At 62.3% G+C, this 414-nt stretch carries 1 protein-coding gene; it reads left to right on the forward strand.

Features of this window, described 5'->3' with window-relative positions:
* Nucleotides 1-227: 227 nt before the first annotated feature.
* Nucleotides 228-414: hypothetical protein (locus EOA28_RS38320; protein WP_189342439.1), on the forward strand; the 187-nt coding region annotated here is incomplete at its 3' end.

The raw sequence follows: 414 nt of genomic DNA on the forward strand, positions 1-414 counted from the left end.
CTGCTGGAGCGCCTGGCGAAAGCGCCGGCAAGGTCGGAACTGCAGGCCGCCGAGTGACCCCAAAAGCGCCCGGAAACCAGGCGTTTCAGCCCAGGCTAAAGATTTTTTAATGGGACTATGGCAAGGCTGGGGCTCAATGGGCGCCAGTAATGGGCAGAACAAAAACCGATAACATCCCTGTGGATGTTTATATCCAGTTTGTGCGCTCGTTGTTCGACAACGCGCACATGCTGGTCATCGGCGCGAGCTGCCACGCCGTCGTCAGCCTCATGGTCTACTGGCGCAACGGCCAGCCGGTTTTCCTGGCGCTCGCCGGCGCGTTGCTCGGCGTCGGCGTCTGGCGCTACTTCAGCCTGCGGCGCTTCCATCGCTCGGGCGGCGAGATTCGCGACGCCGCCGATGCGACGAAATGGG

This window comes from Mesorhizobium sp. M2A.F.Ca.ET.067.02.1.1 (assembly GCF_004023285.1).
Taxonomy (GTDB): Bacteria; Pseudomonadota; Alphaproteobacteria; order Rhizobiales; family Rhizobiaceae; genus Mesorhizobium.